Source organism: Bradyrhizobium manausense (genome assembly GCF_018129685.1).
Classification (GTDB): Bacteria; Pseudomonadota; Alphaproteobacteria; order Rhizobiales; family Xanthobacteraceae; genus Bradyrhizobium; species Bradyrhizobium manausense_D.
The window spans coordinates 360,580-386,519 of record NZ_JAFCLG010000001.1 but is presented as its reverse complement, the minus strand read 5'-3'; the positions used below and the strand labels follow the sequence as shown (position 1 = coordinate 386,519).

The 25,940-nt window shown below is 64.3% G+C and carries 21 protein-coding genes and 1 tRNA gene; 10 read left to right on the top strand and 12 right to left on the bottom strand.

Annotation, left to right across the window (positions count from 1 at the left end; translation table 11 throughout):
- The first annotated feature begins 177 nt into the window (after positions 1-177).
- Positions 178-570: a hypothetical protein gene (locus tag JQ621_RS01915; RefSeq protein WP_212232726.1), complete on the top strand. Its 393-nt coding sequence runs from the start codon at positions 178-180 to the stop codon at positions 568-570.
- Positions 571-716: 146 nt separating this feature from the next.
- On the opposite strand, the gene JQ621_RS01910 is transcribed toward JQ621_RS01915, so the two are convergent.
- The 4 genes from JQ621_RS01910 to JQ621_RS01895 all read right to left on the bottom strand — a co-directional run bounded on the left by JQ621_RS01910 (position 717) and on the right by JQ621_RS01895 (position 5,315).
- Positions 717-863, bottom strand: a complete 147-nt coding sequence (locus tag JQ621_RS01910) for a hypothetical protein (protein ID WP_212232725.1) — start codon at positions 861-863, stop codon at positions 717-719.
- A 209-nt stretch (positions 864-1,072) separates the two neighbouring features.
- The gene (locus JQ621_RS01905) at positions 1,073-1,282 is read right to left on the bottom strand and encodes a cold-shock protein (protein ID WP_212232724.1); all 210 of its coding nucleotides are present in this window, start codon (positions 1,280-1,282) and stop codon (positions 1,073-1,075) included.
- A 227-nt stretch (positions 1,283-1,509) separates the two neighbouring features.
- Positions 1,510-5,028 (bottom strand): transcription-repair coupling factor, encoded by a 3,519-nt coding sequence (gene mfd, locus JQ621_RS01900; RefSeq protein WP_212232723.1) that lies wholly within the window; start codon positions 5,026-5,028, stop codon positions 1,510-1,512.
- Positions 5,025-5,315: an FAD assembly factor SdhE gene (locus tag JQ621_RS01895; RefSeq protein WP_212232722.1), complete on the bottom strand. Its 291-nt coding sequence runs from the start codon at positions 5,313-5,315 to the stop codon at positions 5,025-5,027. The genes mfd and JQ621_RS01895 overlap by 4 nt, the downstream gene beginning before the upstream one ends.
- Before the next feature lie 185 nt (positions 5,316-5,500).
- Between JQ621_RS01895 and recG the strand changes: the two genes are divergently transcribed.
- Both recG and JQ621_RS01885 read left to right on the top strand, forming a co-directional pair.
- Positions 5,501-7,609 carry an ATP-dependent DNA helicase RecG gene (recG, locus tag JQ621_RS01890; protein WP_212232721.1) on the top strand — a complete coding sequence of 703 codons (2,109 nt, stop codon included), beginning with the start codon at positions 5,501-5,503 and terminating at the stop codon, positions 7,607-7,609.
- A 115-nt stretch (positions 7,610-7,724) separates the two neighbouring features.
- Positions 7,725-8,252 carry a P-loop NTPase family protein gene (locus JQ621_RS01885; protein WP_212232720.1) on the top strand — a complete coding sequence of 176 codons (528 nt, stop codon included), beginning with the start codon at positions 7,725-7,727 and terminating at the stop codon, positions 8,250-8,252.
- On the opposite strand, the gene JQ621_RS01880 is transcribed toward JQ621_RS01885, so the two are convergent.
- From JQ621_RS01880 to glmS, 5 genes are all read right to left on the bottom strand, one after another.
- Positions 8,227-8,496 carry a hypothetical protein gene (locus JQ621_RS01880; RefSeq protein ID WP_249124586.1) on the bottom strand — a complete coding sequence of 90 codons (270 nt, stop codon included), beginning with the start codon at positions 8,494-8,496 and terminating at the stop codon, positions 8,227-8,229. The genes JQ621_RS01885 and JQ621_RS01880 overlap by 26 nt on opposite strands.
- Positions 8,497-8,715: 219 nt before the next feature.
- Complete coding sequence (locus JQ621_RS01875) at positions 8,716-11,196, bottom strand: tetratricopeptide repeat protein (protein ID WP_212232719.1); 2,481 nt, start codon at positions 11,194-11,196, stop codon at positions 8,716-8,718.
- 93 nt (positions 11,197-11,289) lie between these two features.
- Entirely contained in the window at positions 11,290-12,147 is an 858-nt protein-coding gene (locus JQ621_RS01870; RefSeq protein WP_212232718.1) for an NAD(P)-dependent oxidoreductase, read from the bottom strand.
- Between the two features lie 105 nt (positions 12,148-12,252).
- Positions 12,253-13,023 (bottom strand): DUF502 domain-containing protein, encoded by a 771-nt coding sequence (locus JQ621_RS01865; protein WP_212232717.1) that lies wholly within the window; start codon positions 13,021-13,023, stop codon positions 12,253-12,255.
- 79 nt (positions 13,024-13,102) lie between these two features.
- On the bottom strand, positions 13,103-14,929 hold the full coding sequence (gene glmS, locus JQ621_RS01860; RefSeq protein WP_212232716.1) for a glutamine--fructose-6-phosphate transaminase (isomerizing): 1,827 nt from the start codon (positions 14,927-14,929) through the stop codon (positions 13,103-13,105).
- 208 nt (positions 14,930-15,137) lie between these two features.
- On the opposite strand from glmS, the gene JQ621_RS01855 reads away from it, so the two are divergent.
- The gene (locus JQ621_RS01855; protein ID WP_212233766.1) at positions 15,138-15,368 is read left to right on the top strand and encodes a hypothetical protein; all 231 of its coding nucleotides are present in this window, start codon (positions 15,138-15,140) and stop codon (positions 15,366-15,368) included.
- Between the two features lie 80 nt (positions 15,369-15,448).
- Here the strand turns inward: JQ621_RS01855 and glmU are convergent, their stop codons facing one another.
- On the bottom strand, positions 15,449-16,804 hold the full coding sequence (gene glmU, locus JQ621_RS01850; protein ID WP_212232715.1) for a bifunctional UDP-N-acetylglucosamine diphosphorylase/glucosamine-1-phosphate N-acetyltransferase GlmU: 1,356 nt from the start codon (positions 16,802-16,804) through the stop codon (positions 15,449-15,451).
- A gap of 164 nt (positions 16,805-16,968) precedes the next feature.
- On the opposite strand from glmU, the gene JQ621_RS01845 reads away from it, so the two are divergent.
- The 3 genes from JQ621_RS01845 (at position 16,969) to JQ621_RS01835 (ending at position 19,141) form a co-directional block, all read left to right on the top strand.
- Positions 16,969-18,363 (top strand): hypothetical protein, encoded by a 1,395-nt coding sequence (locus JQ621_RS01845; RefSeq protein ID WP_212232714.1) that lies wholly within the window; start codon positions 16,969-16,971, stop codon positions 18,361-18,363.
- Between the two features lie 14 nt (positions 18,364-18,377).
- Complete coding sequence (locus JQ621_RS01840) at positions 18,378-18,572, top strand: hypothetical protein (RefSeq protein ID WP_212232713.1); 195 nt, start codon at positions 18,378-18,380, stop codon at positions 18,570-18,572.
- Positions 18,573-18,760: 188 nt separating this feature from the next.
- Positions 18,761-19,141, top strand: coding sequence for a hypothetical protein (locus JQ621_RS01835; protein ID WP_212232712.1), 381 nt, complete (start codon positions 18,761-18,763; stop codon positions 19,139-19,141).
- Here JQ621_RS01835 and JQ621_RS01830 read toward each other — a convergent pair.
- Positions 19,101-20,660, bottom strand: coding sequence for a glycoside hydrolase family 17 protein (locus JQ621_RS01830; protein ID WP_212232711.1), 1,560 nt, complete (start codon positions 20,658-20,660; stop codon positions 19,101-19,103). The genes JQ621_RS01835 and JQ621_RS01830 overlap by 41 nt on opposite strands.
- A 331-nt stretch (positions 20,661-20,991) precedes the next feature.
- On the opposite strand from JQ621_RS01830, the gene JQ621_RS01825 reads away from it, so the two are divergent.
- The 3 genes from JQ621_RS01825 to JQ621_RS01815 all read left to right on the top strand — a co-directional run bounded on the left by JQ621_RS01825 (position 20,992) and on the right by JQ621_RS01815 (position 24,866).
- Positions 20,992-21,588 carry a beta-1-3, beta-1-6-glucan biosynthesis protein gene (locus JQ621_RS01825; RefSeq protein WP_212232710.1) on the top strand — a complete coding sequence of 199 codons (597 nt, stop codon included), beginning with the start codon at positions 20,992-20,994 and terminating at the stop codon, positions 21,586-21,588.
- A gap of 217 nt (positions 21,589-21,805) precedes the next feature.
- Positions 21,806-24,475, top strand: coding sequence for a glycosyltransferase (locus JQ621_RS01820; protein WP_212232709.1), 2,670 nt, complete (start codon positions 21,806-21,808; stop codon positions 24,473-24,475).
- 315 nt (positions 24,476-24,790) lie between these two features.
- Positions 24,791-24,866 (top strand) — tRNA-Lys (locus JQ621_RS01815).
- A 364-nt stretch (positions 24,867-25,230) separates the two neighbouring features.
- Here JQ621_RS01815 and JQ621_RS01810 read toward each other — a convergent pair.
- Positions 25,231-25,902 (bottom strand): hypothetical protein, encoded by a 672-nt coding sequence (locus JQ621_RS01810; RefSeq protein WP_312015384.1) that lies wholly within the window; start codon positions 25,900-25,902, stop codon positions 25,231-25,233.
- Between the last annotated feature and the right edge of the window lie 38 nt (positions 25,903-25,940).

Sequence of the window (25,940 nt, the reverse complement as noted above, 5' to 3'; positions counted from 1 at the left end):
ATAGTTATCAGATGATGGGGCACCCTTAGCGACATCAGCGCTGTCGCCAAAGCGCTGACTTCCTGAACCGATTGACAGCGTTCCCCATATGTTCCACAATGAGTTCGTGACAACCTTTGGGTGAAAAAACGTATGACAGTTGGATGCGCCTCAATGTCTTGTCCTGCGGCGCGATCTGTGAAATTCGCATCAGCATTCATGGCTGCGGCTCTGCTCATGGCGTCTTCCGCCTACGCAAAGGATTACAGGATAGACTACGGCATTGAAACGGCAACCGGGAGCGATGCGGGGGCGACGGCCTGCCCTTATGAAGTTTGCCATGTGAAGGTCGACAAGCTGAATCTGACGATCATCATTTTCCTGTCTCGCAATGACCTTAGCCATGCGCGCATTCAAATCGAGGGCAAGCCCGGCTGCTGTTTCTTCGAGCTTGGCGCGCGATCACAGGGGATCGTACTCAGCAACCCGCCACCGAAGCTTCGCTTCTTTACCGGCACGGCGGCGCGAGGGCTCTTGTATTTCCAGAATGAGCCGGCTGGAACCCTTTACCTGAGATTTCACTTCGATTGATCGTCTCAGCGGCGGTTCGGGCGTCGTCGCGTGGGAACTAAGACGGAGATTCTTACGCCGCCTTTTTTCGGCGCGGGCGGCGTCGTAGCCATCTGCCAGCGTTTCGCTGCCGTCGACTTCGAACGCTCAAGTCATCCTGAGCTTGCTCAGCGAAGCGGTGGCGCGCCCCCGGATGCCGGATCAGCGGGCCCGGCCGCGATCTTCCGGGCTTTCGACAGTTGCTTCGGCTCAAGGCCCGGCTGCGTGTTGCGGACCGCCTCGGTCAGCATCAGGCGCAGTTCGGCCTTCGTCATGGGTGCTTGTCGCGTGGTCGATTTCTGCCAATTTGTCATCGGCTCTATATGGGGATCCCGGCGGCCAAGCGCCACCATTCGCATTGTCAGTCGCGATCAGCGGCAACCCACGCAAAAAACCCGCGGCCGATGAACGGTCGCGGGTCCAGAAATCAGAAGCTCTGCCAGTACATCCGTGGTCAAAGCAACGTCATCGCGATTGCGGCAGCCTATACGGCGCGCAGATCATCGGCAGCAGACTTGCCGGTGCGGCGGTCTGCAACGATTTCGAATGAAACCTTCTGCCCTTCATTGAGGGTATTCATGCCGGCGCGTTCAACGGCGCTGATATGAACGAACACATCCTGGCTGCCCTGGTCCGGCTGAATGAATCCAAAACCCTTTTGGCTGTTAAACCACTTCACAGTTCCCGTCGTCATGGGGGTCGTCCTTTGAGATAGATAAGCGTTTGGCCGCGCTAAAAAACGCGGTCGGTGTCGTCGAGATCTGGAGGGAGGGTCGTCAGTCAGGCACGCTCGAAAGCGGCGAGGCCAAGTCGTTCGGCCGAAACTCGATAAGTGCAATATGACCGCTATTCGCTCATTCCGCAAGTGGCCATTCGCCGCGGTCCTCAAATAGATCCGTTCTCGTTAATGAGACCTCTCAGCTACGCCGCCTTCTTTTTCTGCGCGAGCTGGGCCAGCTGGCGCATGATCTCGGTCGTTCCGACGAGGCGCTCTTCCGGCGTCTCCCAATCTTGCAGGAACACCACCTTCATGTCGGGCCGCACCTTTGCCGCCTGACCGTAGCTGCGGATGAAGCTCACCAGGCGATCGGGATAGGCGAACGAATTGTCGCGGAAGGTGATCACTGCGCCCTTCGGGCCGGCATCGATCTTCTCGACATTGGCCTGGCGGCAAAACGCCTTGATGGCGGCGACCTTGAACAGATAGCGCACCTCGTCGGGCAGCACGCCGAAACGGTCGCGCATCTCGGCACCAAAATTCTCGATCTCCTCCTCGCTGTCGAGATCGGCGAGGCGCCGATAGAGCGACAGCCGCACCGAGAGATCGCCGACATAATCCTCCGGAATGAGCACGGGCATGCCGATGGTGATAGTCGGCGACCAGCGATCGGCGGCGGGCTCGGAGACGCCAGCCTTGAGGTTGACGATCGCCTCCTCCAGCATCGACTGATAGAGCTCGAAGCCGACTTCCTTGATGTGGCCGGACTGCTCCTCGCCAAGCAGATTGCCGGCGCCGCGGATGTCGAGGTCGTGCGAGGCGAGCTGGAAGCCGGCGCCCAGCGTTTCCAGCGATTGCAGCACGGTGAGGCGGCGCTCGGCCTGCGCCGTGATCTTCTGCTGTGCCGGCAGTGTGAACAGCGCATAGGCCCGCAGCTTCGAACGACCGACGCGGCCGCGGAGCTGGTAGAGCTGGGCGAGGCCGAACATATCGGCCCGGTGCACGATCAGCGTGTTTGCGTTGGGAATGTCGAGGCCGGATTCCACGATCGTGGTCGACAGCAGGATGTCGAACTTGCCGTCGTAGAACGCGGTCATGATGTCCTCGATCACGGCGGGCGGCATCTGCCCGTGCGCGACCGCGACCTTCATCTCCGGCAGGTTCTTGTCGAGGAAGTCCTTGACCTCGGCGAGGTCATCGATGCGCGGCACCACGTAGAACGCCTGGCCGCCGCGATAGCGCTCGCGCAAGAGGGCCTCGCGGATCATCAGGGGATCGTGCGGGGCAACGAAGGTGCGGACGGCGAGACGGTCGACCGGCGGCGAGGCAATGATCGAAAGCTCGCGCACGCCGGTCAGCGCCAGCTGCAGCGTGCGCGGGATCGGCGTTGCCGACAGCGTCAGCACGTGGACCTCGGCGCGCAGCGCCTTCAGCCGCTCCTTGTGGGTGACACCGAAATGCTGCTCCTCGTCGACGATGACGAGGCCGAGGTCGCGGAACTTGATGGCCTTGCCGAGCAGCGCATGGGTGCCGACGACGATGTCGACGGAACCATCGGCGATGCCCTTCTTGACCAGGTTCAGCTCCTTGGCCGGGATCAGGCGCGAGGCCTGCGCCACGTTCACCGGGAAGCCCTTGAAACGCTCGGTAAAGGTTCTGGCGTGCTGGCGCGCGAGCAGCGTGGTCGGCACCACGACAGCGACCTGCTTGCCTTCGAGCGCGACGGCAAAGGCGGCACGGAGCGCAACCTCGGTCTTGCCGAAGCCGACGTCGCCGCAGATCAGCCGGTCCATGGGACGGCCGAGCTCAAGGTCTTTCAAGGTGGATTCGATGGCCCCTAACTGGTCCTCGGTCTCGTCATAGGGGAAGCGTGCGCAGAACTCGTCATAGAGGCCCTGCGGAACCAGCAGCTTGGGTGCCTCGTGCAGATGGCGCGCGGCCGCGATCTTGATCAGCTCGCCCGCGATCTCGCGGATCCGGTTCTTGAGCTTCGCCTTGCGGGTCTGCCAGCCGGAGCCGCCGAGACGATCGAGCTCGACCGTGGTCTGGTCGGAGCCGTAGCGAGACAGCAGCTCGATGTTCTCGACCGGCAGGAACAGTTTTGCGTCGGCGGCATAGTGCAGCTCGAGACAGTCATGCGGCGCGCCGGCGACGTCGAGCGTCTGCAGGCCGACAAAACGGCCGATACCGTGATCGGCGTGGACGACGATGTCGCCCGCGGTGAGGCTCGTGATCTCCGAGATGAAATTGTCGAGCTTGCGGCTGGCCTTGCGTGTCCGCACCAGGCGATCGCCGAGGATGTCCTGCTCGCTGATGACAGCGATCTCGTCGGTCTCGAAACCGGCCTCCAGGCCGAGCACGGCGAGCATGGTCTCGTTGCGCGGGGTCGCCTGGACCGTCCGCCAGGCGTTGACGCTGGTGGTGTGGGTCAGCTTGTGGTCGCGCAGCATCGAGGTCATGCGGTCGCGCGAGCCTTCGCTCCACAGCGCGATCACGACCTTCTTGCGTTGGGCCTGCAAAGCCATGACGTGCGCGACAACGGATTCGAACACGTTGACCGTCGAGTCGTTGCGTTCAGGCGCGAAGTCGCGGCCCTTGCGGGCGCCGGCATCGACAACACTCACGCCATCGGCCGGCACCGAAAATGCCGTCAGCCGGATCAGCGGCACGTCGCGTTCGCGCCTGCCCCACTCGTCCTCGGTCAGATAGAGCCTGTCAGGCGGCAGCGGCTTGTAGATGGCGCCGCCACCCGGATGCTCCATCGCATCGCGGCGGGCCTCGTAATAGTCCTGGATCTGCTTGAAGCGCTCGCGGATGGCGTCCTCGGCCTGCGGCTCGATCGCAACGGCCGCCCCCTGCAGATAGTCGAACAGCGTGTCCATCCGGTCCTGGAACAGCGGCAGCCAGTGCTCCATGCCGGGATGACGGCGGCCTTCGCTGACCGCCTCGTACAGCGCGTCATCGCGCTCGGGCGCGCCGAACTCGGCGACATAGCCCATGCGGAAGCGGCGGATGGTGTCGGTGACGAGCTGGAATTCGGAGACCGGCACCAGATCGAGCGAGCGCATGTCGAGCATCGTGCGCTGGGTCTCGGCGTCGAAGGAGCGGATCGATTCCAGGCTGTCGCCGAAGAAATCGAACCGCACGGGCTGGTCGAGGCCGGCCGGAAACAGGTCGAGGATGCCGCCGCGCACGGCGTATTCGCCGGGCTCGCGCACCGTCGACGAGCGGTTGTAACCATTGTGTTCGAGCCAGGCGATAATGGTGTCCATCGGCACGACATTGCCCGGCGCGACCGACAGCGCCTGCGCCGCAACGAGCTCGCGCGCGGGCACACGCTGCACGATTGCATTCACCGTCGTCAGCACGATCAGCGGCTTGTCGCTGCCGGTGAGCGCTGCGAGCCGCGCCAGCGTGGTCAGGCGTTGCGCCAGAATGCCGCCATGCGGCGAGACGCGGTCATAGGGCTGGCAATCCCAGGCCGGAAACGTCAGCACCGGCAGATCGGGCGCAAAGAATTGCAGCGCGCGTTCGAGCTGCTGCATGCGCCCGCCATCGCGGCAGACCACGGCCAGGCTGACCGCCGGCTTCTTCGGCCGCGCCGCGATGGCGCGCGCCAGATCCGAGACGACGAGGCCCTCGGCACCTTCTGCGACATTGGCAAGCGTCAGCGCGCGGCCGGGCGTGAGCAGCTCGGCCGGAGATTTCATCCCTTGCTTCATAAATTGCCGTCCGCGATCGGATAGGCCTTGATGCGAGCGAACAACGCGCCGGTGACATCAGCTGGCAGCTGCTTGTCACCGGTGATGGCGGCGTAGAGATCGGGATCGTTGACCTCGAGCAGGGTCTCGAGCTCGGTCAGCTCGGCGTCGGAGAGATTGGCGATCTCGGCGTCGGCGAAGCGGCCGAGAATCAGGTCCATCTCGCGCGTGCCGCGGTGCCAGCAGCGGAACAGGAGCCGCTTGCGGCGGTCGTCCAGGCCCTTGCTCGATCGTGTTGTTCCCGTCATGTCTCAAATCCAGTCAAACGCCGAAAGCCCGGACGTGCCGGGCCGGGGTGATATAGCCATTCGAACCTGCCGTGTCAGCCCTCGATTTGGCATGGCCTGATGCCCGCCAAGGACCGCGAAAAAAGCCGTGGATGCCCGGCATAAAGCCGGGCATGACGGGCCGAAACGATCCTAGATTCGCATCCATGCGCCCCAGCCTGCTCAATCCGCTGTTTGCTCCCGTGACCAGCCTGCCCGGCGTCGGTCCGAAGCAGGACAAGCTGCTGCAATATCTGCTCAGCCGGAGCGAGACGCCGCGGCTGGTGGACCTGCTCTTGCATCTGCCGAGCCAGGTGATCGATCGCCGGGCACGGCCGAAAGTCCGCGATGCAGCCGTCGGAACCATGGTGACGCTGGAGGTCACCGTCGACCGTCACCGCCCGCCCCCGCCGCGCAATCCGCGCGCGCCTTATCTGGTCTTTGCCAGCGACGATACCGGCGACGTCGTGCTGACGTTCTTTCGCGCCAAGCCCGGCTACGTCGAAAAGCTGCTGCCGGTCGGCGAGAAGCGCTACGTCTCCGGTACGCTGCAGATGTATGACGGCATCCCGCAGATCGTGCATCCCGACCGCGTGCTGGACGAGGAGGCGATCTCGAAGCTCTCGGGCATCGACCCCGTCTATCCCTTGACGGAGGGCCTCGCACTTGGCTCGCTCCGCCGTGCGATCGCGCAGGCGCTGCAGAAGCTGCCGGCGCTGCCCGAATGGATCAGTCCGGAGGTGCTCAGCCGCTGCAATTTCCCGCCGGTCGCAGAAGCGCTCAATCGCGTGCATCAACCGGTCGAGCTCACCGACATCCTGCCCGACCAGCGCTACTGGTCGCGCCTGGCCTTCGACGAATTGCTCGCCGGCCAACTCGCGCTCGCTCTGATCCGCGCGCAGCTGCGGCGGCCTGCCGGCGTCCGCAATGCAGGCGACGGGCATCTGCGCCACAAGATCATCGACGCCCTGCCCTACGCGCTCACGACCTCGCAACGCGATGCCGTGGCGGCGATCGCCAACGATCTGAAACAACCGGTGCGCATGCTCCGTCTGCTCCAGGGCGACGTCGGCTCGGGCAAGACCGTGGTGGCTCTGCTGGCAGCCGCAGCCGCGGCCGAAGTCGGCAAGCAGGCCGCGCTGATGGCCCCGACCGAAATCCTGGCGCGTCAGCACATCAAGACCATTGCGCCGCTCGCCGAACGCGCCGGCATGAGGGTCGCCATCCTCACCGGGCGCGAGAAGGGCAAGGAACGGCGCGAGATCATCGCGCAGCTCGCCGAGGGCGAGATCGACCTCCTCGTCGGCACCCATGCGCTGATCCAGGACGATGTGATCTTCCATGATCTGGCGCTCGCCATCGTCGACGAACAGCACCGCTTTGGCGTCCGCGAGCGCCTCGCGCTGACGGCGAAGGGCGAAGCCGTCGATGTTCTCGTGCTCAGCGCGACGCCGATCCCGCGCACGCTGGTGCTGACCTATTTCGGCGACATGGACATCAGCGAGCTGCGCGAAAAGCCGGCCGGCCGCCAGCCGATCGACACCCGCGCCGTCGCCATGAGCCGGCTCGGTGAGGTCATGGATGGCGTCGGGCGTGCGCTGGACTCCGGCAAGTTGGTCTACTGGATCTGCCCGCTGGTCGAGGAATCCGAGGCCGAAGGCACCGAGCACCTCACCAACGCGACCAAGCGCTTCGAGAGCCTGCAAAAGCGCTTCGGAGATCGCGTCGGCCTCGTCCACGGACAGATGAAGGGCACGGAGAAGGACCGCGTCATGGGCCAGTTCGCGGCGCATGAGATCGGGCTGCTGGTCGCCACCACCGTGGTCGAGGTCGGTGTCGATGTGCCGGCCGCGACCATCATGGTGATCGAGAACGCCGAGCGTTTTGGTCTCGCCCAGCTGCACCAGCTCCGCGGCCGCATCGGACGCGGCTCGGAAGCCTCGACCTGCATCCTGCTCTACAGCGAGCCGCTCGGCGAGATGTCGAAGGCGCGGCTGAAGGTGATCCGCGAGACCACGGACGGCTTTCGCATCGCCGAAGAGGACCTGAAGCTGCGCGGCGAGGGCGACGTGCTGGGCGTGCGCCAGAGCGGCCTGCCCGGCTATCGCATCGCGCGCTCGGAGGTGCACGGCCAGCTCATCACCCAGGCGAGAGACGAAGCGCTGCGGATCATGAAGGACGATCCGAAGCTGAAGGGCGAGCGCGGCGAAGCGCTGCGCTGCCTGCTGTATCTGTACGAGCGCGACGAGGCGATCCCGCTGATCGGGGCGGGCTAACTCGCGGTCTTTTGCCACCCGGCGTATGCGTCGCGCCTTCAGCCATCGCATCCCAAGAACGGCAAGGAGAAAGCCCAAGCTTTCGCCACATCCGATTTCGTGAAAATCTCCTGGCATGCGCCGGATTATCGTCGTTGGCAGCCAGGGAAGCGGCAAAACACGTCTGGCCCGAAGACTCGGGCGAAAGCTCGGCCTGCCGGTCATTCATCTCGACGTGCTATATTGGCGGCCCGGATGGACGCCGTCCGACACGTCGAGCTTCCGCGCGCGCGTCGCTGAGGCGATCGCGAGCGACGCGTGGATCGTCGATGGCAGCTTCTCGGGGCTCGCCTTCGATCTCACGCTTGCGCATGCCGAGCTGCTTGTCGTCATTGAACGACCGCGCTGGCTGTGCCAATGGCGCATTCTCTGGCGCTCGGCCTTCCATCGCGACACCGCGCGACCCGACTTGCCGGCGGGATGTCCGGAGCAGTTCGACTGGAAATTGATGCGGGAGGCCTGGCGCTATGATGTGGAACGCGCGCCGGTGATCGAGGCAGAACGCATACGGTACAATGCTGGTGTCCCGGTCGTACGCTTGAGAAGCGACCGGGACATCGCGGAGTTCGTGGCGGTCCTCATTCGAGGTCAGGACCCGTCTTGACCGGCTGCGGCGCGGAGTCGCGATCCATGACCGCACGGCATCCAGGGCTGAGCTCGGACTTGTGTTGGATCATGCAGGCCGTGATGCGCGGGATGTTCGGGATCTCGGAGCTGCAAAGACGGAAGGCGTCGCTGGTGCACATCTGCTGGGCTTCCGCCGTATAGGCTTGCGCCGTCGTTGACACGGCAAAAGCGGAAGCGGCAAAAGCGATGGCGAAACCGATCTGACGAACTGAATTGCTCATAATCGACCCCATTGTTGATGGAGCCGACATTAGTCGGAACAGATTTCCCGGTATCTTCGCGGCCGCCAGGAATGAGCTTCGCCGGGCGTGAAAACGGCTTCTTCGGATCGCGCAATGCTTCATCGGGCTGAGGTCACGAAGTCCCCTCACGGGTTCGCGATTGGGTTCTCACAAGGTCAGCAGGACTGACGTTTTTGGACGCACCGGGCGCCCGGGAGTTCACGCACCGGGTGCGACTGCGAAGCTTTGCGGTGGGGCGCCCTGCTGCCAGGTCTCCCACATCGTGAGATAAGCCTGTTCGATGTGGCGGCGGAAGCGATCGGCATCGAACAGCGGATGGGTAAGACGGTTCGCCGCGAGCCGGGTGCTGAAGTCATCGAGCAGAGCGGGCGTCGTCGCGAGGCGGAGGGCAAGCGCTTCGTAGTCCCCGATCGTATGGGTGACGAGCTCCGGCAGGCCGACAGAGCTCACGAGGCTGGCTGCGACGCGACCTGCGAATGCCTGGCCCAGCTGTGTCACCACCGGCAGACCGGCCCACAACGCCTCACTTGCCGTCGTGTGGGCGTTGTAGGGGAGCGTGTCGAGGAAGAGGTCGGCAAGCCGATAGCGCGCGAGATGATCGGCGGGCGCCACCCTGCCCGCGAAAACGAGCCGGTCGGGATCGACGCCATGCGCTTCGGCCGCCCGGCGGAGATTGGCAACGGCGAATTCGTTGTCGCGGAAAAGCCAGAGCACACTGCCGTCAACGGCCCGGAGCAGGCGCATCCAGACCGCGAAAATGTCAGGCGCAATCTTGTAGCTCTGGTTGAAGCAGCAGAACACGAACCCCTGCTCCGGAAGGCCCAATTCCTGTCGCGTCGGCGTCAGCTCGGCGATCTCGCGCTTGGTGTCGTTGGCCTGATAGGCGTCGGGCAGCTGGACGATCCGTTCGCTGTAGAATGGCTGGTGCGCGAAAGGCGCTATGATCGGATCGGCAATGATGTAGTCGATGAAGGAGGCTCCGATCGTGCCGGGATAGCCGAGATAGTTGACCTGGATGGGTGCGGGCCGGAAGGCCAGAATGCCGGGGCGCGCATCTTCGGTGTGCCCCTTCAGATCGACCGCGATGTCGACCTGCATCTCGTGCAGGCAACGCGCGACCGCTTCGTCGCTCATGGCGCTGACGTCGATGAACCGGTCGAACGCCGCGACGAGCCGCGCGCGCATCGCGCTTGCGTCGTCTATTCCGTACGACACGGCGATCACTTCGAAGCGAGCACGGTCATGCCGCTCGAACAGCTCCGCCATCAGTTGCGCCGTCGCGTGCAGATGAAAGTCGGCGGAGAGATAGGCGATCCGGATCCTGTCATTCCGCCAGGTCCCGCCGCCCCACATCGGCGGCGGCATCGCGGAAAAACGCTCTGCGACGAACGTTTCCGCGCAGCGCCGCTGCAGCAGCGGATCGTCGAAAGTACCGACGGCCGCAAATGGAAAAACGCCCACGGTCCCCTCGGAGATGCGCGCGGCGAAATCCGCCGCGAGCGCGGTTCGACGTTCGAAATCGCACATCGCGTTGACGATGGAAGCGATCTCGCCGAACGCCTTGGCGTGATCCGGTTCGACTGCAACCGCTTGCTCGAAGCTCCTCAGTGCCTCGTCCAGGCGCTTCAAGCGGCGCAGCGCCACGCCGCGATTGTGCAGGGCGTCGGCAAAGGCCGGCCGCAAGGTCAGCGCCCTGTCGTGACAGGCAACAGCCTCTTCATCGCGCTTCAACTGCTGCAGCGCGCAGCCGAGATTGTTGAGCACCTCGGTACTGTCGGGCCGAAGATGCAGCGCCCGGTGATGGAAGGCGAGCGCGTCGCCGGGCCGATGCAGCGCCTGCAGGACCGAGCCGCGGCCATCAAGTGCGTCGGCATAATCGGGCCGAATCCCCAGTGCCGCGTCGAAACCGGCAAGCGCCGCATCGAATTGGCCAAGCGCCTGCAGGACGGTGGCGCGATAAGAGTGCGTCTCGGCAAGCCCAGGATTGATCGCGAGCGCACGGTCATAGCTCGCAAGCGCCTCGTTGAACCGATTGAGGGAGAACAGCGCAACGCCGCGATTGTGGAGGGCCTCCACATAGTCCGGCCGCAGGGCCAGCGCCTTGTCGCAGCTCGCAAGCGCCGCCTCGAAACGGCCGAGAGCCAGCAGCGTGACGCCATGGTTGCACACGGCCTCCGCGAAATCGGATCGCAACGAGAACGCGCGCTCGAAGCTCGCGAGCGCGTCGCTCGTCCGATCGAGCGCCCGCAACGTCATGCCACGGTTGAAGTGGATCTCGGCAATCCCCGGCGCGAGCGCGAGTGCACGGTCGTAGCCGGCCAGCGCCTCGCCAAACCGTCCGATTTCATGCAGCGCGGTTGCATGATTGAGCAGGCAGAGAAGATGGCGTCCATTGCCACGCAGGGCGCGAGCGAAAAGATCGACGGCGAGATCGGGGCGCCCCGCGGCGTGCGCGATCCGTCCAAGCAAGAACAAGGCGTCGGCATGCTCGGGGGCTGCCGCAAGGATCGCGCGGCTGCACGCTTCGGCATCGGCAAGCCGTCCGCTGCCGTAGTGTGTTTCTCCCGCTGCCAGCAAAGACGCGATGTCCGGCGCTGCCCGGCCGGGTGCGGCGGCCGCCGCGGAACGCATTGGAGATCGGCCAAGTTTTTCCGCGGCGCGGCGCTCCTTGCGATTCATCGACGGCTCCTCGGCTCCTCAAGGGGACGAGGGATCGCATAGAGGGCGAGTGCGACAGGTGTGTTACGTCCAGCTCCGGCCGAGGCCGACGCCCTAAGCCTTTTTCTGTGGCATGCGCGCGGCGAACGCCTTCAGCAGCGACGCGTCAACCGCCTCGCCCTTCGCGTCAGCGGCCAGATGTTCGAACCATTTGGCAAAGCCTTCGTAGATCTGGCTCGCCGGATGATCCGGTCCAAGAAAACCGGAAATCTCCCGCATCTCGGCGACCCAGCGATAGGCCTTCGGGATCATATCGGGCAGCGCAACCTCCAGCCGCGCCAGGATCGCGGGCTGGCTGAGCGCGAGCTCGTCGCGGAGCGCGTCCGCAGCTCCCGCCTTCGTTGCCGCGACGACCATGGCCGAGCCGATCCCGGCGAGCCCCTTGACGATGCCGGCATAGGACATTTTGAGCGCGGAGGCCGCACCGACCGGCCCCTCGACGATGCGCAGGTCGATCCCGAAATCCTTCAGCATCGCGACATCCCCGGCGTGCTCGCCGGAGACGTAGAAGGCCGGACTCTTGCCGCCCGGCTGCGGCGGGAAGCCGATGATGCCGCCGTCGACGAAGGGCGCCTGCGCCGATCCGATGATGTCCTCGATCCGCTTCACCGTGTCGACATTGACGGCGTTGCAATCGACCACGATCGGCTTCTTGGTGCGCTTCACGATCAGGGCAGCGAGCCGCTCAGCCAGCGCCACGGCCTCGCCCGGCGGCACGATCGAGAGGATGATGTCGGCCTCCGCGATCGCATCGTCCTCGGCACCGACCATTCCGGCATCCGCGGCCCGCTTCAGCGTCGCCTCGCTTCGCCCTTTCAACGACGTCAGCACGCGCGCACCGTTCTCGCCCAGACGGCGCGCCACGGCGCTGCCCATCGCGCCGGGTGCGAGGATTGCAATGGTCTTTGACATCGGAGCGCTCCAGTTCGAATTCCGAGCTACGCTCGGTTCGAAACAGACAATAGCAGACGATGCGAAGGCCCGCGTGACATCAGGCCATCCCGCGCGGGAATGGCCCTACTCCGCCTTCGCAGCCTCGGGCTGGAGCGTGGAGGCATTGGCAATGCGCGCGGCATTGGCCATGCCGGCAAGCGCGGCGGCTTTCTTCGGATCCGGCGCCACGCCAGGCTGCACCACGCCGGCGGACATGATCAGCGTCGCGGCATCCTCGGCGCTGAGGTCGACCTCGACGATCTTGCTCTTGGGCACGTAGAAGAAGAAGCCGGTGGTCGGGTTCGGCGAGCACGGCAGAAACACCGAGACATGTTCCTCCTGCCCCGGCAGGCTTCGCGAAACCTCTTCATTCGGCGATTGCGAGATCAGCACGATCGACCACATGCCGGGCGATGGAAACTCCACGAGACCCACTTTTCGGAAGCTCGAACCCTTGCCCGAGAACAAGGTCTCGAAAACCTGCTTCAGGCCGCGATAAATCGCGCGCACCGCCGGAATCCGGCCGAGGAAGGTCTCGCCGACATCAACCAACGTGCGGCCGATCAGGTTGGCGGCAAGGAAGCCGACCAGTGTCAGCGTGAAGAAAGCGACAATCAGTCCCCAGCCGGGAACGCCATAGGGCAAGTAGGTTTCCGGCCGATAGGCCAGTGGAACGAATGGCCGCACCACGCCGTCGACCCAGGTGACGAACCACCAGACCAGATACAGCGTGATCGCAATCGGTCCGGTAACGATCAGTCCGGTCAGGAAATAATTGCGAAAACGGCCCATCAGGCCGGTATGAGGTTCCGGGGCGGGATCAAGAGGCGCAGGCGCGTCGTCGCGGGTGGTCATTCGGGTTCCAGGTCAGTCGCTTCGTCCAAGCTAGGAGCTTCTAGCAGGTTTTGGAAGAGCGCGACCTGATCCGTTCTGCCTATTCCACCGTCACTGATTTCGCGAGATTGCGCGGCTGATCGACGTCCGTGCCCATGACCACCGCCGTATGATAGGCGAGCAGTTGCACAGGGACGGCGTAGACCATCGGCGTGAACGCCGCGGCCATGTCAGGCATGACGATGGTGACGAGCGAATTCACCGTTGCCTCGGCTGCCCCCTTGGCGTCGGTCATCAGGATGATGTTGCCGCCGCGGGCGGCGACCTCCTGCATGTTGGAGACGGTCTTTTCGAACACGCGGTCGTAGGGCGCGATCACCACGACGGGCATGGTCTCGTCGATCAGCGCGATCGGGCCGTGTTTCAGCTCGCCGGCAGCGTAGCCTTCGGCGTGAATGTAGGAGATTTCCTTCAGCTTCAACGCGCCTTCGAGCGCCAGCGGGAAGCTGGTGCCGCGGCCGAGATAGAGTACATCGCGCGACTTGGCGATGCGCTGCGCGAGCTTCTCGATCTGGGGCTCGGTGGTGAGCGCGTCCGACATGAGACGCGGAATCTCGACGAGGCCGTGGACCAGCTTGGTCTCGTCCTCATCGGACAAGACACCGCGGGCCTTGCCGGCCGCGATGGCGAGATTGGCCAGCACCATGAGCTGACAAGTGAAAGCCTTGGTCGAGGCAACGCCGATCTCGGGGCCGGCGAGCGTCTGCAGCACGGTCTCGCTTTCGCGCGCGATCGTCGAAGTCGGCACGTTGACCACGGCAATCGTGTGCGCGCCCTCCGCCTTGGCATAGCGCAGCGCCGCGAGCGTGTCGGCGGTCTCGCCGGATTGCGAGATGAAGACCGCAAGATCGCCCTTGCGCAAGGGCGCTTCGCGGTAGCGGAATTCGGAGGCGACATCGACCTCGACCGGCACACGCGCAAAGCGCTCGAACCAGTACTTTGCAACGATGCCGGCGTAGCTCGCGGTGCCGCAGGCCGTGATGTTGATGCGCTGGATGTCCTTGAAGTCGAACGGCAGCTTGACCGGCAGCGACACGCGCTCGGTCGCCATGTCGACATAGCGCGCCAGGGTGTGGCCGACCACTTCCGGCTGCTCGTGGATCTCCTTGGCCATGAAGTGGCGGTAGTTGGCCTTGTCGACCAGCGAGGTCGAGGCGGCGTGCTTGATCTTGTCGCGCTGGACGGCGTGGCCGTCCTTATCGAAGATCGTGGCGCTCTTGCGGGTCAGCACGGCCCAGTCGCCGTCCTCGAGATAGCTGATCGTATCGGTGAATGGACCAAGCGCAATCGCGTCCGAGCCGAGATACATCTCGCCGTCGCCATAGCCGATCGCCAGCGGCGGGCCGTTGCGGGCGCCGATCATGAGGTCGCCGTCGCCGGCGAAGATGAAGCCGAGGGCAAAGGCGCCGCGCAGCCGTGTCAGCGCCAGCTTCACCGCTTCGACCGGCTTGTTGCCCCGCGCCAGGAGATCGTCGACGAGGTGCAGCACGATCTCGGTGTCGGTCTCGGTCTGAAACACCGCGCCCTTCTTCTCGAGCTCTTCGCGCAGCTCGCGGAAATTCTCGATGATGCCGTTGTGGACCACCGCAACCCGATCGGTCGCATGCGGATGGGCGTTATTGACGGTCGGCTTGCCATGCGTGGCCCAGCGGGTATGGCCGATGCCGGTCGTGCCCTTCAGCGGCTCGGCTTCCAGCCGCTTCTCGAGATTCTTCAGCTTGCCCTCGGCGCGCCGGCGCTCGATATGCTTGCCCTCAAGCGTGGCGACGCCCGCGGAATCGTAGCCGCGATATTCAAGACGTTTGAGCGAGTCCACCAATTGCTCTGCAACCGGCTCGCGCCCGAGAATGCCGACAATCCCGCACATGCGGATCAATATCCCCCAAATCGTCGAAAAATCGCCTAAACGACGCGCTCGGTTTTTAGCCAAGTTCCTAAGGAACCAGATACTCAATAATTATGACCGATTGCGACAGCGTCCGACGGCCGCAAGCACCTGCGTCGATGCGGACGGCTTTATTAACTCATTGTCAATAAGTTTGACCAACGATTTGCGGGTCAGGAGGATTCAAGCCATGAAAGGCTCGTCCGACCGTAGAGGTTTGTCATCGCTGTCGGTGAGCGCCAGCGAAACCACCGGAACGCATCTTGCGCATTGGCCGCCGCCTCAGCGCGCCATGGAGCGAGGCAAGGAAAGCAAGCCTGTCCTCGTCACGCAGGCTGCCGGCGAACCAGCAAAGCGCGCCAGGTCACGTGGCTGGCGCCTGATGCGCGCGATGTTCTCGGAAGTCGCCGACGACGACTAGCGAAAGTCCCTACCCGCCAGGACCAAGGCAAGCACTAAGGCAACGCCGAGCGGGCGGCATTCGGCCGCCCATGCCCCAGACTACTTTTCAGTTTTCTTGCCGCCCGTCTTCATCTCGCGATAGCGCGCCGCGCCGCCTTCCCTGATGGTCTGCTGGTTGCGCTCCAGCGCCATCGCATCATCGGGCACGTCGCGTGTGATCACCGAGCCCGAGCCGATATAGGCGCCGTTGCCGATCTTCACGGGCGCGACGAGTGACGAGTTGGTGCCGACGAAGGCGCCCTGCCCGATCACCGTCTTGTGCTTCTTGAAGCCATCGTAATTGCAGGTGATGGTGCCGGCACCGATGTTGGAATTGGCGCCGACGGTGGCGTCCCCGATGTAAGACAGATGGTTGACCTTGACGCCGGCCTCCAGCGTCGCGGCCTTGGTCTCGACGAAATTGCCGATCCGCGCGCCGTCGCCCAGCGAAGTGCCTGGCCGCAGCCGCGCGTATGGGCCGATCGAGACCTTCTTGCCGAGCGTGGTCTCGACGATGTGCGAGAAGGAGTGGATCACGGTGCCGTCGGCGATCGACACGCCGGGGCCAATCACCACGAACGGCTCGATGGTGACGTCCTTGCCGAACACGGTGTCGGCGGCGAGAAAGACGGTTTCCGGGGCGATCAACGTGACGCCGGCCTCCATTGCGGCCTTGCGCAGCCGCGCCTGCATGACGGCTTCTGCTTCCGCGAGCTGGGCCTTGGTGTTGATGCCGCGCACTTCGTCCTCGCTGGTCTCGATCACCACGGACTCCCATCCATTGTCGTTGGTCAGGCCGACCGCGTCGGTCAGATAAAACTCGCCTTTGGAATTTGCATTGCCGATCTTGTCGAGGATCGCGAGCGCGCGGCGCCCATCGATCGCCATCACGCCGGCATTGCACAGATCGATCCTGCGCTCCTCGGCGCTGGCATCGGCGTGCTCACGGATCGCGACCAGGCGATTGCCCTCGACGATGAAGCGGCCGTAGCCGGTCGGATCCGCCGCGCGGAAGCCGAGCGCGGCGATCGCCGCACCGCTCGCGAGTGGCGCGCGCAGCCGTGCGAAGGTTTGGGCCGAGATCAGCGGCGTGTCGCCGAACGCGATCAGAACATCGTCCGCACCGCGCGCGATGGCCTCTCGCGCCGCAAGCACGGCATGCGCCGTGCCAAGCCGTTCGCGCTGCACGAAGATGAGCGCGTCGGGGCGAATGCGTTTTGCCTCGTCGGCGACCGCCTGGTGATCGGGACCGATCACGACCGCAAGAGTGGTGCCGGTTCCACTCGGCGCGGCGCCGAGCACATGGGCCAGCAGCGTCTGATGTGCGACGGGATGCAACACTTTCGGCAGGCTGGATCGCATGCGCGTGCCTTCGCCGGCGGCGAGCACGATCGTGAGGCTTGAGCGGGCGGTCATCGCAATCCTGTCAAATATGGCCGAATCGATCGTCACATCGACGGGCGACAAGCCGTTGCCTTGCTACCCCCGCAAACGCCCGGAATTCAAGTGCGAGTGGGTTTTCCTGTTAATGTTCCTTGATTGATTCGGGGACGCCAGACAGGGCTGGGCACTCAACGTTCATGGCAAAGGATTCCGACCCACTGGCGGATGCCTTCGGCGACAAGGAGACCGGCGGGCTGTTCTCCGGACTTTTGGCCGAGGAAAACGCCCTCGATCGACGTATGCTGTGGCGACTGGGCTCATGGGGCGTGGCCGCCGTCGGTGCCGTCGTGGTTGCCGTCATGGCCAATCAGGCCCAGCTCGGCTGGCGGCGCGACCAGGTCGCCGCTGCCGATCTCGCACGCCAGTCCGACCGGCTGCAGGTGTTGACCAAGGAAAGCCAGCTCGAAGCCCGCCGCCTCGCCTCCGCCATCGAGACCCTGAACAGCGATCGCGACCGGCTGTATTCGCGCGTGAGCGTACTCGAGCAAGGGCTTGATTCCGTCACTGGCGCCATCGCCAAGCAGAACGCGACATCGCAACAGGCGCCGGCCTCGAAGCCGCAGGACGCGTCCGTCGCCGCCGCGCAGCCGGCACCTGAGGTCGCACCCGTCTCCTCGACTGCGGCCGCGCTGGTCGACAAGCCGCGCGTGAGCCCTGGCAGGGAGCCCAAGGAAAGTGCGAACAAGGACGCGTTGATCAAGGACGGTTCGAAAGAGGCTGCAAAGGATCAGTCGAGCCCGCCGCCGCAGACGGCGGCGGGCTCGTCGCTCATGCCGCAGTCACCGCCCCCGCCTGCGGCGCTGCCGACCGTTCCGCTCGTCGCTTCCAAATCGATCATGGCGCCGCCTGATCCGGCCGCGTCAAAACTGGTCCAAACCGAGACCGCCGAGAAGAAGCCCGAGCCGGCCCCGACCGAGATCGCCGCCGCATCGGCCAAGCCGCAGGAGACGACCGAGCCTGAGTCCTCTGCGATCACGGTCCAGCAGACACGCTTTGCCATCGACCTCGGCAGTGCGAATTCGGTCGACGGCCTGCGCGCACTCTGGCGCGGCCTGTCCAAATCCAATCCGGAGATCGCCGCACTTCGGCCGATCATCATGATCAAGGAAGGCAATAACGGCCTCGGCATGCAGCTTCGCCTCGGCGCCGGCCCGCTGGTCAATGCGGCGGCCGCTGCCAGACTCTGCGCAGGCCTTGCCGAGAATGACCGCCATTGCGAGACAACCGTGTTCGACGGCCAGCGCCTGTCGATGCGCGGAGGCTCGGACAAGGGCCAAGACAAGAGTCAAGACAAGAACCAGGATAAGAGTCAGGACAAGAGTTCCGAGAAAAATCAGGACCAGGTGCCGCAAGCCGAAACCGCCCCGGCGCCGGGGCCCGCCGCGAAGCCGGACAAGCACCGTCGCGGCTATTCCTCCAAGCGCTCGTCAAGGCGCGAAGAGGCCGCCCCCGCACCGCAGCCTGCCGCGCCCGCAGCCAAGCCGGAAACGGCGTCCGCGGGATCGACGCTATCGTCGTTCTTCAGACGCTAGGACAATCAGAGCTTTTGATTGAAATTGACGACGCGAACGCCCCCTCGTCGGACGCCATGCCGCGCCGTCAGAAGGCGGCGACCATATGGCTGATCTTGATTGCCGCGCAAATGATCATGCCCCAAAGCGCAAAATTGATCTGCAACGCCTCAGTCATCGCCGTCCCCGCTCGTGTCCTCGTAGTCGCGTTCTTGAGCGACATGATCTGATCCTGATCGAATCAGCAGTCACGCCCGCGCGTCGAGGCAAATCTGAGGCAAGGTCGGTGTTATCGCAATTCCGTATCGCTACGGCTTCGGCGCCTCGTCCTGCCGACGAACAATGCAGCAGCGGCCGTAGTGCAAAAATCCGTGCACCCCTGTTGCTCCCACCTGACATCCCGACCATATTGCGCCGCATGACAAAGAAGCCGTTTCGCCTCACGCCTTATCAGGTCCAGTTTCTCATCGTCGTCGGTTTCGTCACCGTCGGCTGGGCGCTCTATGTGCGCTATCTCGCGATCGAGTTCTCGACGGTGGCGCTCGCATGCGACGCCGGCTTGCAGACCGTGATCTGCAAAGCGCGCTCAGTGTCGACGTCGCTGTTCAAGAACTCGGTGTTCGGCATCGTCGCGCTTGTGATCGCGACGCTGAACCTGATGCGGCCCTCGATCGTGCTGCTGACGCTCGGCGTGGTCGCGGCCGGCCTTGGCATCGTGCTTTACAACATCGTGCTGGCGGGCCTTGCGATCGGCCTGCTCATCCTTGGCTTTGCTCGGCCCGCGCCCGCCACAGCGTAAGCGCGAACAACAGATAGATCGCGCAGGTCCACATCGCCTGCCAGTTCTCGCGGCCCTCGTTCAGGATCACATAAACAGCCGATAGCGCCAGCAGCCCTGCGAACACGGCTTCCGCGATCGGGCGCACGCCGATCTGCGGCCGGTTCAGCATCAGCAGCGCGAACGGCACCACCGCCATCGTCAGCGAGGCATATGGGAAGTCGCGGTAGCGCGGGTCGAACACGAAGCCGAGCGCTGTCTCGGCTGCGATCACCGCCGTCACCGCCAGGGTCAGGCCAAGCACCGCCGAGAGCTTCGACCATTTCCGTCCCTCGCGCGGTCCGAGCAGGTCGAGGAAACTCGGCAGGTTGCGGCCGATGACGAGCGCCTGGGCGCAGAAGATCGGAGAGAAGATGCCGGCGAGCAGCAATACGCCCCATTGCAGCCATCCGCCCCAGCCGTAACTCTCGTAATACATCTTGTCGGCGGCAATCCCGAGCAGAATGCCCGCCGACGTCGCGGAGATACCGACGGCAAGCCAGGCCGAGAAGCGCGGCGTCCAGGGCCGGCGGCGCAGCGTGATGCCGGCGACCGCGAACACGAGAACGCTCAGCCCCATGCCTGATCCCATGTACCATTTCCAGTAAGGGAAATTGCTGATCGGCTGACCCGGCGGATATTTCAGCTGGCGCTGCACGGAATCGAGCAGGCCCCAATAGCCCCCCACAGTGCCTTCGAGCCGCCGCTTCCACGGCTGGTCGTAGGCCTCGATCAGGTTGACCCGAAACTTCTGCGCCTTTGCGAGTGCCAGGATCTCCGAGACGACTCGCGCCTGGTTGGTGCGTGACGGCAGCGCGCCCTCGCGCATGCGGCCTTCGCTCGGCCAGCCGGTCTCACCGATCAGAATCTCCTTGTCGGGAAACGCCACCGCCATGCGCTCGCGGATCGTCTCGACATGGGATGAGGCGAATTTCGCCTTGACAGGGACATCCTCCCAGTAAGGCAGAATGTGGATGGTGACGAAGTCGACGGACTCATAGACCTCGCGGTTCTTCAGCCAATACTCCCAGACGTCGGCATAGGTCACGGGCACCGTGACCTGCGCCTTCACCGAGCGGATGATCGCGGTGAGGTCCTGCGTCGTCATCTCGCCGCGCAGCAACACCTCGTTGCCGACGACGAGCGCGGAGATGGTGGCGGGGAATTCCTTGGTGAGGCGGACCGCGGTCGCCACCTGCGCAAAGTTCTTGGCGCGGTTGCTGCCAAGCCAGATGCCCTGGATCACCTTCAGCCCGCCGACCTTGGTCGCCACCGCCGGCACCTGGTCGAGCCCATTCTCAATGGAGTAGGTGCGGACACAGTCGGTGATCTCTTTGAGCTGGCGCAGATCCTTCTCGATCTGGTCGGCCTCGATATGGGTCCATGCGTTGAGCGGCGTCTGCTCGCCGCGGAACGGCGCGTAGGAGACGCACTGGACCTTGTCATTGGGATCGATGGGGGCGCGCGCAAGCGTGATCGGCGTGGCAAGCCACCACCACACGGCAGCAATCGCACCCAGGGAAACGAGCAGGAGCGCCAGTGGCGTACGAAGTGAAATCGGTTCCGTCCTCCGCGAAGGGTCCGTCGATTACCTGCTCGCACGCCATCTGCCAAGGGGGTGACCGAGGTCGGACAGGTCCTCTCCCCGACCAATTGGACTGCGGCAGTTCGACCGCGTCCTAGGATTGTGACTTTGCTGGACAAAAATCCAAATACAGGCCATGGGATTCCGCGGGACTTTTCTGCCGCATTGGAGACCCATTTGGACCCCATCACGGTGGTGTCCGCGAGGTCCTCCCGCGCGGGCGGATGGCTGAGACATTGGGGAATTCATGCGGCGACGGGTGTTCGAGTTACGAAATGCGGTCCTGCGGCAGTTCGCCGCCACTTTGGCCGTTTCCTCCCTTGTCCTTCTCGCCGGCCTCGGCGGCGCCTCCGCCCAGAGCGGGACTCCTGCCCCCGACCAGGGCAAGACCGCCGCCCAGCCCGCCGACGCTGCCGCCAAGGACGCCGCTCAGAGCCAGCGCCGCACCGACGAATTCGCCGAGGCCGCCCAGGTTATCAACGGCCCGGCCGGAAACCCCGAATGCGTCTGGCTCGGCCGGCGCGTGGTACGGCTGATGTGGCGGGATGACCTCGATACCGCCTTCCGCCATCTCGACCTCTACGACCGTTTCGGCTGCCCCGGCGGTCACATCCAGGCCGCGTTCCGCTGCCTGACCCGCTTCGGTGCCCAGATCGATCCCAAGATCGCCGAGACGCTGGACAGTCGTGTGCACGCTTGTTGGATCAACCCGGCTGCCCAGCCGCAGCAGGCTGCGGCCGCATCCCAGCCGCCGGCACAGACCAACGGCAGCGCCGCGCCGGCGCCCCAGCCGGCCACGAGCCCGGCACCTGCGGCGAGTCCGTCACCGGCGCCCCAGAAATAGCCGCGAACGTTTCAGCCTTCGTTCAGGAACGATCGGCGATATCTGCTGACGGCACTGCCGTGCGTTGACCGAAAAAGGCCATGCCCTGATAAGGACATGAGGCCATGACAGTTGAGAAACCGCGCGGCAGAGGTATGCTCCATTTGCCGCGGACTTGGTCGGATCTCGGGGTCGGATCCGCTTCCCTGCCTCCTCAGCCCCTTTTGGTTTAGCCGCGATGCGCGTTGTCGCCGCCGTTCTGTTGCTCGTGTCCGTGCTTCACGCCGGCCTATGGGGAGTCCTGCGCGACAAGGAACCCGCGCCTGATTTCAAGGGCCTGTTGCCAAGCGTCTCCTACGCACCGTTCGAAGGCTCGGCCCACCCCGATATCGACAACATCCCGAGCATCGAGAAAATCCGCTCGGACCTGAAGACGCTGTCGACGATGACGCGCGCGATCCGCCTCTATTCGTCGACCGGCGGTGTCGAACTGGTACCGCCGATCGCCGCCGAGTTCGGCCTGAAGGTTACCGTCGGCGCGTGGATCGACAAGGACCCGGACCGCAACGAGCGCGAGATCAAAGCCGCGATCGAGCTGGCCCGCAAGAACAGCAACGTCAACGGCGTCGTCGTCGGCAACGAGGTGATCTACCGCGGTGAGCAAAAGGTCGAAGACCTCATCGAGATGATCAAGAAGGTGAAGAGCGCGGTCCGTGTGCCCGTCACCACCGGCGAGATCTGGAACATCTGGCGCGACAATCCGGACCTCGCCTCCAATGTCGATTTCATCGCCGCCCACGTTCTTCCCTATTGGGAAAACTTCCGCTCGGACCAGGCCGTCGACCAGGCGGTCGACCGCTACAACCTCTTGCGCAACCAGTTCCCGGGCAAGCGCATCGTCATCGCCGAATTCGGCTGGCCGAGCGCCGGCTACAATTTGCGCAATGCCGACCCCGGTCCGTTCCAACAGGCGCTGACCCTGCGCAACTTCGTCAGCCGCGCCGAAGCGCTCGGAATGGAATACAACATCGTCGAAGCGATCGATCAGCCCTGGAAGTATTTCGAAGGCGGCGTCGGTCCTTACTGGGGCATCCTCAACGCCAGCCGCGAGCCGAAATTCGCCTGGACCGGCCCGGTCGAGAATCCCGACTATTGGAAGCTGATGGCAATCGCGCTGCTGGTCGGCATTCTGCTGTCGCTACCGATCCTGCGGCTGCAGCAGCCGACCGCCAAACAGGCGTTCCTGCTGTCGGCCACCGCCAACGGCGTCGGCGCCTGGGCCGCGACCGTGTTCGCGTTCTGGAACGGGCACTATTTCATCTTCGGCTCGGCTTTCGCGCTGACGCTCGGCATGATCCTGCTTGTTCCGCTCGTCCTCATCGCGATGGCTCGCATCGACGAGATCGCGGCCGTCGCGCTGGGCCGGCCGCCGCAGCGGCTGCTCACCAAGGGCAAGCCGATCGCGAACGTGCCTGACAATTACTACCCAAAGGTCTCGATCCACATCCCCGCCTATTACGAGCCGGTCGAGATGCTCAAGCAGACGCTCGATGCGCTGTCGCGGCTCGACTATCCCAACTACGAATGCGTTGTCATCATCAACAACACGCCGGATCCGGCGTTCTGGCAGCCGATCCAGGACCACTGCCGCGCGCTCGGTGAACGCTTCAAGTTCATCAACGCCGAGAAGGTGCAGGGTTTCAAGGCCGGCGCGCTGCGCATTGCCATGGACCGCACCGCCGTGGATGCCGAAATCATCGGCATCCTCGATGCCGACTATGTCGTCGAGCCCGACTGGCTGAAGGACCTCGTGCCCGCGTTCGCCGATCCGCGCGTCGGCCTCGTGCAGGCCCCGCAGGAGCATCGCGACGGCGATCTATCGATCATGCACTACATCATGAACGGCGAATATGCCGGCTTCTTCGACATCGGCATGGTCCAGCGCAACGAGCTCAACGCCGTGATCGTGCACGGCACGATGTGCCTGATCCGTCGCGCTGCGATGGACATGGCCGGCGGCTGGTCGTCCGACACGATCTGCGAGGATTCGGATCTCGGCCTTGCGATCCAGGAACTCGGCTGGACCACCCACTACACCAACACGCGCTATGGCAAGGGGCTGCTGCCCGACACCTACGAGGCGTTCAAGAAGCAACGTCACCGCTGGGCCTATGGCGGCCTGCAGATCGTCAAGAAGCACTGGCGCCAATTCCTGCCGGGCAAGAGCCGGCTGACGCCCGACCAGAAGCGCGAATATGGCCTGGGCTGGCTCAACTGGCTGGGCGCCGAAAGCCTTGGCGTCGTCGTGGCGCTGCTCAACCTCGTCTGGGTTCCGATCGTGGCGTTCGCCGACATCGCCATCCCCGACAGGATCCTGACGCTGCCGATCATTGGCGCTTTCGTCGTCTCGCTCGTGCACTTCCTGTCGATGTACCGCGCCCGCGTCGCGATCAAACCCGGCCAGATGCTGGGCGCCATGATCGCCGCGATGAGTGTGCAATGGACGGTGTCGCGCGCGGTGGCGCAAGGCCTGATCACCGAGCACATCGCGTTCGCGCGCACCTCCAAGGGCGGCCTGTCCAGGATGTCGATTGAGTTCCAGGCGTTCTGGGAGGCCGTGATCGGCGCCCTGCTCCTGATCGGCTCCGGCGTGCTGATCGCCTCCAACAGCTTCCGCCAGATCACCGAGATCTACATCTTCGCCGGCGTCCTGGTGCTGCAGAGCCTGCCGTTCCTGGCCGCGGTCGCGATCGCGATCCTCGAGCTCAGCCGCATCAACTCGTTCCAGTTCTGGCGCGACAGCGCGATTCGCACCGCCGAACTGATCGGCCTGCGCCCCGTTGCCCTGCCGACACCAGGCAACGTGCAGCCGGTGCCGAGCGAGGTGGTGCGGCCGGAAGCGAACTGATGGCCGAGCCCGGCCGCCCGCGACCCCGTGATTAAAAGACATGGGGTCGTCGGACGTGGATGACGGCTCGCCAATTCAGTTCAAAACCCCGGTGTAAGCGCCGGAAACAGCGAGACAATCCCTGCCCCTGCCGCGTGTTTTGGCAGCCACGCCCGCTATTGACCTTGGCGCCCCATCCCCCTACACAGCGCGGGCCGAAAGCATGATCCGGAAACAGCCGGTTTTCCCCGCGACGCAAGTCCAGGCGTCGCGGCAAGACATGCTTCTCGAATGTCCGAAGACGATGGCACTCTCTCACGCCATCAGCGGCCATGGGAGCGCGTAGCTCAGCCGGTAGAGCACGTGACTTTTAATCACGGGGTCCTGGGTTCGAGCCCCAGCGCGCTCACCAAGCCAAACAGACGCCCCTGCTCTGCCGGGACACCCGGCCTGACCGTCACCCGTGACGCCGTCGCACGGTGGATTTTGTATCCCTAATCGCAGCATGCTGCTGTAAGATGTCTGCAGGGTTGCCACTCACAGTTTGCTTCTGGAGTGCATGATGCAGAATTTCGTGACCGGATGCGTTGTGTTGGCTGTAGGCCTCATGGTCCTGCTTGCCTACTCCCAAAAGCACCATCAATGCTGGAATGGGCACGTGCTCGAAGACTTGCACGAACACGTGCTAACTCATCAGCCCTGTGGATCCCTCAGTAGTACCTCCATGTAGGAGCCCGCCGCTCGCGGGAGCTTTCGGCGCTTCGCTTGCACCGTTTTCAGCTCTCCGGCCCCGCAACCGTCGCCGGCGCCGTCAGCGGGGCGCCCCCGATCGACACGGGTCCAATCGACACGGGCGCGCTCGGTTTCGGCTGCCGGGCAATCCGCTTGCGCAACAACAGCCGATCGCGCGCGTTCATTCTCGGGATCGATGAGGTGAATTCCGACGACATTGCATTTTGCAGCGAGTCGATCTTCGCGATCAGCGTCGAGAGCTGCGGCGAGATCTTCTTCACGTCGCCCCGCTCCTCCGTAATGCTCTGTCGGAGCGACAGGAGCGTCGTCGAGTCCTGCTGACGCAGGGCCGTGTTTTGCTGCAAGGAGGAGCTGATCTCCTGCAGCGCGGCCTGCTGCTGCTGCTGCTGCGACTGAATCTCCTTCAGGGCGGCGACAACAGGATCCGGCTTCGGCGCCGGCTCTTCCTGGCGCGGAAACAGCGAGGCCAGGTTGCTGAGGTCCGGCGAGGGAAGCTCATACGGCGATGTATAGACGGCCGCTGCGCCGTTGATCGCGAGCGCACATATCGCGAAGGCAACAACCGATTTTCGGCTGGAGCGCTTGAGCGGCGCTGGAGCCTCCAGGGCTTCGGCGTGATTTTCGGATGCTGCCGCTGCAAGGGCTGCGGCGTCGAGGTGCTCGGCAAAGCCCAGCGTTTCGGATGTCGTGGTCATGCGCATCGACCTCATGAGCGAGCAAAAGGAGGCCGTCG